Annotated in this window: 1 protein-coding gene; it reads right to left on the bottom strand. The window is 48.4% G+C overall.

The window, feature by feature from the left end; genetic code table 11:
* A partial coding sequence (locus ACWA1B_RS23110) for a nucleotide-binding protein (RefSeq protein WP_456911006.1) occupies nt 1-224 on the bottom strand: 224 nt, incomplete at its 3' end.
* Nucleotides 225-256 lie beyond the last annotated feature (32 nt).

Below are 256 nucleotides of genomic sequence, written 5' to 3'. Positions count from 1 at the left end.
ATCATCGCCTGGTTTAACGTCGCATCGCCTTGAATGACGTTGACGAAGTCATAAACTACGCGACGCTCGCAGCCCATAATCAAATCCAGATTACGCAGGCCGATATCGAAATCGATAACAACGGTTTTCTTTCCCTTCTGGGCCAAACCAGTAGCGATGGCCGCGCTGGAGGTGGTCTTGCCAACGCCTCCTTTACCCGAAGTCACAACAATAATGCGTGCCATAGAAATTCCTTGTTAAAAGGGATCAATTCAAC

This window comes from Flavobacterium xizangense, from assembly GCF_054075145.1.
The sequence above is the reverse complement of the archived record's forward strand: the minus strand, read 5'-3'. Positions and strand labels throughout refer to the sequence as shown.